The 8,693-nt window shown below is 33.5% G+C and carries 7 protein-coding genes; 4 read left to right on the top strand and 3 right to left on the bottom strand.

Annotated features, from left to right (window positions below; translation table 11 throughout):
* Window positions 1–1,678: PKD domain-containing protein (locus H611_RS14065; RefSeq protein ID WP_035483614.1), on the bottom strand; the 1,678-nt coding region annotated here is incomplete at its 3' end.
* Between the two features lie 443 nt (window positions 1,679–2,121).
* On the opposite strand from H611_RS14065, the gene H611_RS0106675 reads away from it, so the two are divergent.
* From H611_RS0106675 to H611_RS0106660, 4 genes are all read left to right on the top strand, one after another.
* Entirely contained in the window at window positions 2,122–2,616 is a 495-nt protein-coding gene (locus tag H611_RS0106675) for a SixA phosphatase family protein (protein ID WP_027137629.1), read from the top strand.
* 68 nt (window positions 2,617–2,684) lie between these two features.
* Entirely contained in the window at window positions 2,685–4,763 is a 2,079-nt protein-coding gene (ppk1, locus tag H611_RS0106670; protein ID WP_394330426.1) for a polyphosphate kinase 1, read from the top strand.
* A gap of 1 nt (window position 4,764) precedes the next feature.
* Window positions 4,765–5,670, top strand: coding sequence for a Ppx/GppA phosphatase family protein (locus H611_RS0106665; protein WP_027137627.1), 906 nt, complete (start codon window positions 4,765–4,767; stop codon window positions 5,668–5,670).
* Between the two features lie 101 nt (window positions 5,671–5,771).
* The gene (locus H611_RS0106660; RefSeq protein WP_027137626.1) at window positions 5,772–6,299 is read left to right on the top strand and encodes a porin family protein; all 528 of its coding nucleotides are present in this window, start codon (window positions 5,772–5,774) and stop codon (window positions 6,297–6,299) included.
* Here H611_RS0106660 and miaE read toward each other — a convergent pair.
* Entirely contained in the window at window positions 6,296–6,877 is a 582-nt protein-coding gene (gene miaE, locus H611_RS0106655; RefSeq protein ID WP_027137625.1) for a tRNA-(ms[2]io[6]A)-hydroxylase, read from the bottom strand. The two genes, H611_RS0106660 and miaE, sit on opposite strands and share 4 nt — an antisense overlap.
* A 26-nt stretch (window positions 6,878–6,903) precedes the next feature.
* On the bottom strand, window positions 6,904–8,631 hold the full coding sequence (gene dnaX / locus H611_RS0106650; RefSeq protein WP_027137624.1) for a DNA polymerase III subunit gamma/tau: 1,728 nt from the start codon (window positions 8,629–8,631) through the stop codon (window positions 6,904–6,906).
* Between the last annotated feature and the right edge of the window lie 62 nt (window positions 8,632–8,693).

Genomic DNA, 8,693 nt, shown 5'->3' with positions numbered 1-8,693 from the left:
CATTAACACTAGGAGGCGTTGGTTGTACCTGAGCATCTACAAGACAATTAACCGTACTAGCACCGTCAGCAGGTAAAGTAAAGTCAGGGATGTCTATAGTGTATGTATAAGACCAGTCATGAGAGTTGCCTTCACAATCAGTATAAGTAAATACCCATATCATATCACCATCACATGCAATGTTGTTAGGAGTAGTTTTAAGAACCGGTGTAATAGCATTTCCACAAGCATCATTAACGCTAGGAGGCGTTGGTTGTACCTGAGCATCTACAAGACAATTAACCGTACTAGCACCGTCAGCAGGTAAAGTAAAGTCAGGGATGTTTATCGTAATTATATGATCGATTGTATTTGAATTTGAACAATCATCTGTGATCGTATAGGTTCTTGTTATTGTAATGGGACAAGAATTTTGAGGATTATCTGAGTGACTTACAATTAAGTCTAAATCTGAAGTTTCATCACTAATTTGTAGGCCAAGCGCTTCTAATTCAGCTACTGTAGTAAAGGCATTTGGAGCATCTGCTATTGTACATCCTATTATTGATGATGGAGTTAAATTACCCGTTATAGTAGGGCTATTATCAGTTAAATTTATTGTTTCAGATGCTATTACAGTATTACAATCTGGAATAGCTTCAGGATCTGTAACAGTAAGTGTTACTATATATTCTCCATTTTGAGCATAAGTATGTGTTGGATTTAGGTCGGTACTGGTATTACCATCACCGAATTCCCATAGGTAGGAAGAGTTAGGTCCAGCGTTCATGGTTGTGCCTGTAAAGTCTACAACCAAATTACAAGAACCTCCACTACCAGGTGTAATTGACATTAAATCGATAGAAATAGTATCAACAAATTCTATTTCGATTGTAGTATTAACTGTAACAGTCTGATCTAAACAGTCAGTACTTAGAGGAACGGTTACTTCTATCATGAATTCATATACTCCAGGTTGAGATACAGTGACCGTTGGATCTTCAACAGTATTACTTGGATCGAATGTAACATTGGCCCCTGATGGTTTGTTTATAGTAGTCCAAACGTAGCTAGGAGATCCCTCCACAAATCCATTAATTTGTAAATCTATTAATGTAGGAGCAAAACAAACTTCGTTATCCGTGCCTGAAATTACTCCAAAATCGGGATCCAATTGGATTGTACCTCCAGCTTCAATAACTTCAGCAAAAATGATACATACATTACCTCCACCCGCACATGCAGAATATTTAACAGAGCCAATATAAACTGCCCGCGTATTTCCACAAGAAGGACTTGTAGAGCCAAGCGCACCTGTTGTTGGTCCAGTATCAGTAGTATTTTCAATTACTATAGCGGAATTTTCAGCTAAGTATAACCCTACATTATTAGTTGACCATAAAATCTGAGCTCCATCTTTAATGACTAGCCTATCTATAGAATTAGGGATAACAGTATCGGATGATAAAATAATATCAACAGGTGCTTCGATAGTCAGAGTACCTGAGCAATTATTATCATTAATATAATCTAATAATTCTGCACCAGACATAATATTGTCACCTCCGGTAGCAGCAGTGTCAATAATACACTGAGAATTAGCATTGGTTAAACCAAACAGTATTAAACCAAAAAATAAAAGATATCGTTTAAAAAGTAGATTTACCTTTCGGTACAGATTAAGAGTAATCGTTTTCATAAGCCAAAAGTTGAGTAGCTGAGTTTCTAATAGTATTATTTGTTTAATATGCTATTAACTATATTAAATTCTAATCTAATTTTTCTATAAAGAATGAGGGAAGTGCACTGATTTAGACAGTACAAAAACTTAAAGGAGAAATTAGATTTGGGGTCATAATTTTATATTTATACACAACAAAAGAACAGACAACACGTTGGCTTTTCAAAAATAAATGCTAAAATCCTCAAAAAAACGATAAAACGCAACGGTATTGTTGTTAATCGGTTGATTTTGTTCGTTTAACGACCGGAGTTTGTTTTCATTGAGTTTTGTTTTTCAATAGTTGTTGTTTAATTGCTGTATTTGTTACTTTTATTATTCCATTTATAAAACAAAGAAAATGAATTTTATCGAGAAAAAAAACATTTAATCGATATTTTGTATCATTTAATCGAAATAATATGAAAAAGCTTATACTTGTAAGGCATGCAAAATCCTCTTGGGAATATGATGTCATAGACCATGAAAGACCATTAAATAATCGTGGAGAAAATGATGCTAAATTGGTATCGGAGTATTTAGGAGCAAATAATCTTATTCCAGGGCCCGATTTAATTTTGTGTAGTGACTCCAACAGAACTAAATTAACGGCCGATATTTTCACAAAAGGATTGGATATTTATCATCATAAAATTCATTATAGTTACAGTTTATATGATTTTGATGGTCGGGATCTTGTTAAGGTTATCTCTGACATTGAAGATGCGGTAAACACTTTGCTGGTTTTTGGTCACAATCATGCGATTACCTACTTTGTAAATGCTTTTGGCGATAAACTTATAGAAAATGTCCCTACATCGGGTGTGGTAGTCATAGATTTTGATGTGGATTCATGGAGGTATCTTGACCAAGGTAAAACCGTGCTGTCTCTTTTTCCGAGAGATTTAAAAAAATAGAGAATACTTAATTTCTTATCAATAAATTCTAAATCAAAAAAGATATATTTGTGAATATATCTGGATAAATGCAAGAAATACGAATGACCAAACCTGAAATTCACACAAATAAATATATAAATAGAGAAGTAAGCTGGTTAGATTTTAATGGAAGGGTTTTACAAGAAGCTTCCGATGAAAATGTTCCTTTAATAGAACGGTTAAGGTTTTTAGGGATTTTTTCTAATAATTTAGATGAATTTTTTAAGGTGCGTTACGCCACGGTAAAACGAATTGTTGAAGCGGGTAAAGAAGGTAAAAATGAGCTGGGAGGAATTAAAGCCCAGGAGTTACTGGAAATTATTACCCAAATTGTAATAAATCAGCAAAGTGAAAGCCTAGAAATTCTAGAAGCAATTCATAAACGATTGGCTGATGAGAATATTTACATCATAGATGAAACCGAAATAAATAACATTCAAAATGAATTTATTCGCCGTTATTTTATTTCAAATGTAAGTCCGGCATTAGTAACCATTATTTTAAATGATGATGTGGTACTACCTAACTTAAAAGATAGTGCTGCTTATTTAGCAGTGAAAATGGAAATGAAATCGGGTGATAAACAGTATGCTCTTATTGAAATTCCTAAAAACATAGATCGCTTTGTAGTTTTACCGAAGGAAGGTGATAAAAATTATATTATTATACTGGACGATTTATTGCGTTACTGCCTGAGGGATATTTTCAATATTTTCGATTATGAAACTATTTCGGCTCATATGATTAAAATTACGCGTGATGGTGAACTCGATTTTGAAAGTGATTTAAGTAAAAGTTTTATAGATAAAGTATCCGATAGTGTTAAGCATAGGAAACAAGGTGAACCCGTTCGATTTGTTTACGATAAAACTATTGATCAGGAAACTTTAGATTATTTAATGACTAAAATGGGAATTGATGATATGGATAGTGTCATTCCTGGTGGTCGTTATCATAATAGACGAGATTATATGGGGTTTCCAAGTTTGGGAAGAACAGATTTGTTATATGATAAAATAGAAGCGCTTCCAATTAAAGGTTTAAGTTTAGAAGATAGTATATTTGAAGCTATCGAGAAAAAAGACTACTTATTGTATGCGCCTTATCAAACATTTTCGTACGTCGTTAAATTTTTACGTGAAGCCGCATTAGATCCGAAAGTGAAAACCATTAAAATTACCATTTATCGTTTAGCCGAAATATCACATATTGCCAGTTCGCTTATTAATGCAGCTATTAATGGTAAGACTGTAACGGTGTCAATTGAATTGAGGGCGCGTTTCGATGAGCAGGCCAATATAGATTATGCTCAGCAAATGGAAGACGAGGGCATTAACCTTATCTTTGGGGTTCAAGGCCTAAAAGTTCATAGTAAAATGTGTGTTATCGAAAGAGAAGAGGGGAAAAAAATAAAACGCTATGGTTTTATAAGTACGGGAAATTTTAATGAATCGACTGCTAAAATTTATACGGATTATACCTTGTTTACTGCAAATGGTAAAATTTTAAAAGATGTAAATAAAATATTTAGCTTTTTCGAAACCAATTATAAAATATACAGATATAAACATTTAATTACATCGCCACATTATACTAAAAAGGCGATTTTTAAGCTTATTGATGCTGAAATTAAAAATGTAAAAGAAGGACGAGAAGGCTATATCAGACTTAAAATGAATAGTGTTTCTAGTTATGCTATGATAGATAAATTATATCAAGCTAGTAATGCCGGAGTGAAAATTCAAATGATTATTCGTGGCATCTGCTGTTTAATCCCTGGAGTGCCCGGAATGAGTGAGAATATTGAAGTAATTAGTATCGTAGATAAGTTCTTAGAACATCCCAGAGTTTATGTTTTTGGTAACAATGGTGATCCGAAGGTGTATATTTCATCTGCCGACTGGATGACTAGAAATATTGATAATAGGGTAGAAGTAAGCTGTCCTATATATGATGAAGATATTAAACAGGAAATAATGGATACTTTAGATATTTGCTGGAGTGATAATGTTAAAGCGCGTCTTATAAATAGTTCTGAAGTTAATGAATATAAAAAAGATAATAAAGAAAAGGTGCGTTCACAGTATGCTACCTATGAATATTATTTAAACAAAATAAACAGTTAATATGCTCTCGATAAAAAAATATGCCGCGATAGATATTGGATCCAATGCCGTTAGATTACTTATTTCAAATATTATTGAGCAGAAAGGTAAACCAGTACAATTCAAAAAGAACTCATTGGTACGTGTGCCTATTCGTTTAGGAGCCGATGTGTTTGTTCATAACAGAATTTCAAAAGAAAATACCCAACGGATGTTAGATACTATGTTGGCTTTTAAGTTACTTATGAAGTCTCATAAAGTGGTTAAGTATAAAGCCTGTGCAACGTCTGCGATGCGAGAATCTAAAAACGGTAGGCAGGTAGTTGATTTAATAGCTCAAAATTGCGATATTAATATAGATATTATTGACGGAGAAGAAGAGGCAGCCATCATTGCGGCTACAGATTTAAATACTTATATCGATAAAGGCAAAACCTATTTGTATGTCGATGTTGGTGGGGGTAGTACCGAATTTACGGTTATTCATGACGGTAATCAGGTTTGTTCAAGATCTTTTAAAATAGGAACGGTGAGATTACTCAACGATATGGTTTCTAAAGAAACATGGAATGAATTGCAGACATGGATAGCGGAAAACACGAAGCATTATGATAAAATTTCTCTTTTAGGTTCGGGAGGTAACATTAATAAAATTTTTAAAATTTCTGGTAAAGCCATGGGAAAACCCTTGTCCTATTTCTATTTAACTAGTTATTATGATCAACTTCAAAGCTATTCTTACGAAGAGCGTATTACAGAATTAAATCTTAATCAGGATAGGGCAGACGTTATTATTCCAGCTATGCGTATTTATTTGTCGGCTATGAAATGGAGTGGTTCAAAAGACATATACGTTCCTAAAATAGGTCTTGCAGATGGGGTTATTAAAAGTATTTATTATGATACGGTTTCTAGCAATACACAGTAAAATTTTGCAGTTCAACTTGTAAAATTGTTTTCTTTTAGCTTTATCACATATATTCGTACACGAAATATTGCTGCAAAATCATAACCCAAACCTATTTAATTATGAAAAAAATATTACTATTTACAGTACTACTTGGTTTTTCTTATTACGGATTTTCCCAAGATGTAAAATTTGGTGTACGAGGAGGTTATAATATATCGAACCTTGATTTTGATGGAACACCTCAGATTGAAAATAAACATAGAAATAGTTTCTATATTGGTTTTTTAGCTGATATAGGATTATCGGATGCGGTATCCTTTATTCCGGAATTACAATTTTCTGCGGAAGGAGCCAAGGAGGAAGATTTGAATTTGGATTACATTCAAATGCCATTATTTTTTAATTTCAAAATTATTGAAAAAGTGCATTTGGGTTTAGGACCTCAGATTGGCCTAAAAGTTCATAAATTTGAAGATGGTGTAAAAAACTTTGCTTATTCAGGAGTGGCTGGTATTCAAGTTAAATTATCCCATGTATTATTTGCAGATTGCCGATATACTTATGGGTTTACTAATGTTTTTGATGATCATTTAAGTGTAGAAGCAAAAAACACCAATATTCAAATTGGTGTTGGGTATAAATTTTAACCATGGATAGCTTCGCTGGTTCCTAATTTTGACATAATTTTAGCTTCATATTCAAGAAGTTGCTGCCATTTGGTGTCAACTTCTTTTTTATTACCATATTGTCTCGCAAAGCCTAAAAACATGGTGTAATGATTAGCTTCACTTACCATTAATTTTCTGTAAAAATCGGCGAGTTCTTTGTCTTCCAGTTCTTCCGACAGTAATCTAAAGCGCTCACAACTTCTGGCTTCTATTAAGGCGGCATATAATAAACGATGTACCAATTGATTGGTCCTGCTACCGCCTTTTGGGAAAAATTTCATAAGTTCGATAACATAGTCATCCCGGCGATCGCGTCCTAAGGTCCAGCCACGCGCGATAATTTTATCATGAACCATTTTAAAATGGCTGATTTCCTCCTTCACTAAGGCCGTCATTTCCTGAACCAATTCGGTATATTCTGGGAAACTCACAATTAAAGAAATAGCTGTACTGGTAGCCTTCTGCTCACAAAAAGCATGGTCGGTAAGAATTTCTTCAATATTCTTTTCTACAATGTTCACCCATCTTGGGTCTGTCGGTAATTTTAATCCAAGCATAATATGTTAATTGAGTACTATTCTTACTATACGTCCAGGTCGAAAGCCTTTCTTAAAAGATCAATGTTAGGGTTTTTTTCTTTTAGCTTCTCAAACTTTTCCAGAGTCGTATACGCATATTGTTTTTCTAACACTTCATTTATCGTAATGGATAAATTAATATCAAAATTACTTAAGGTTTTCCTTATGTACGACAATAAATCGTATTGATTACGTTCAATTTCAACCTTATTCGTTTCGTTTGGTAATTCTAAATGTATGGTTGTTTCTTTAACTTTAGGCGTGTCTATAGATAAAATAGAAGCTAGATTATGTTGTCCTTTTTTACTAATTAAAAGAATATAATCTTTCCATGTCTGCACTAACTGAGCTTCTGTAAAAGGTTCTTTGGGAAGATGTTCTTCCTCAACAACCACATCCATTTTTTTTATTTCATGCTCCTTTTTTGCACGAATACTTTTTAAAGAAAGTCCTGATGTACGTTTGGACTCTTTTTTAAGTACAATTTTTGGAGGATCGTTAACCTGAAATACCGATGTTTTATTTTCTTTATTTGTGGTGCTGATAGTTTCAGTGCATTCTCCAGAGTTTGTAGCACTTTCCGAAGCATTTGGAACTTTTACCTGAATAGGCTGAATCCCTTTTTGTCTGAAATATGATGCTGGAATTATGTAACGTCTGCTATTTTTTTTTTCTCCATCAAAAGTGATAGAGGCAAGTTGCATGAGACATAACTCAATGAGTAAGCGTTGATTCTTACTGCTCTTATATTTGAGATCACATTCGTTGGCTAAATTAATACCTTCAATTAAAAAGTGTTGCGAAGCTTTTTGTGACTGCTCGAGATATTTCTTTTTAGTTTCTTCACCTACTTCTAATAATTCTATAGTTTCAGGAGTTTTACAAACCAGCAAATCTCTAAAGTGAGATGCTAAGCCAGCAATATAGTGATGACCATCAAATCCTTTTGAAAGGGTATTGTTAAACTGAATGAGTAAGTCGGGTATTTTATTTTCTAGGATTAAATCGGTACTTTTAAAATACGTTTCGTAATCTAGTACGTTTAAATTCTCAGTAACTGCTTGTCGCGTTAAGTCTTTACCTGAAAAACTAACCACACGATCGAAGATTGATAGTGCATCACGCATAGCGCCATCTGCTTTTTGGGCTATGATATGAAGAGCGTCATCATCGGCATTTACACCCTGTTCCTCTGCTATATATTTTAAATAATTCTTCGCGTCTTTTACCGTAATACGTTTAAAATCAAAAATTTGACAACGCGATAAAATTGTTGGAATTATTTTATGTTTTTCAGTGGTAGCTAAAATAAAGATGCAATGCTTAGGAGGTTCTTCTAATGTTTTTAAGAAGGCATTAAAAGCCGCTTGTGATAACATGTGTACCTCATCGATAATGTAAACTTTATATTTACCAATCTGAGGCGGGATGCGCACTTGGTCGGTTAAGTTTCTAATATCATCAACCGAGTTGTTAGAGGCGGCATCCAATTCAAATATGTTGAATGCGAAATCTTCATCAGTAGTTTCAGGACCATCACTATTAATCATTTTAGCCAATATACGTGCACAAGTGGTTTTACCAACGCCACGAGGTCCTGTAAACAATAAAGCTTGAGCTAAATGATTATTTTCTATAGCATTTAATAAAGTATTTGTAATAGCTTGTTGACCTACAACATCTTTAAATGTTTGCGGTCTGTATTTTCTTGCCGATACAACGAAATGCTCCATAGAATTTATTGTAGAACAAAGTTAAAAATTCAACTTTAAAATATGAATATAGATTATGAAAT

Origin of the sequence: Gaetbulibacter saemankumensis DSM 17032 (genome assembly GCF_000425645.1) — a bacterium.
Lineage (GTDB): Bacteria > Bacteroidota > Bacteroidia > Flavobacteriales > Flavobacteriaceae > Gaetbulibacter > Gaetbulibacter saemankumensis.
Note: the sequence above shows the minus strand (reverse complement) of the source record. Positions and strands in the feature narration are given on the sequence as shown.

What these genes read in the sequence shown, in the direction of transcription:
- H611_RS0106675 (WP_027137629.1), top strand. Translation starts at nt 2,122, where the DNA reads ATGAAAAAGCTTATACTTGTAAGGCATGCAAAATCCTCTTGGGAATAT.
- ppk1 (WP_394330426.1), top strand. Translation starts at nt 2,685, where the DNA reads ATGCAAGAAATACGAATGACCAAACCTGAAATTCACACAAATAAATAT.
- H611_RS0106665 (WP_027137627.1), top strand. Translation starts at nt 4,765, where the DNA reads ATGCTCTCGATAAAAAAATATGCCGCGATAGATATTGGATCCAATGCC.
- H611_RS0106660 (WP_027137626.1), top strand. Translation starts at nt 5,772, where the DNA reads ATGAAAAAAATATTACTATTTACAGTACTACTTGGTTTTTCTTATTAC.
- miaE (WP_027137625.1), bottom strand. Translation starts at nt 6,877, where the DNA reads ATGCTTGGATTAAAATTACCGACAGACCCAAGATGGGTGAACATTGTA.
- dnaX (WP_027137624.1), bottom strand. Translation starts at nt 8,631, where the DNA reads ATGGAGCATTTCGTTGTATCGGCAAGAAAATACAGACCGCAAACATTT.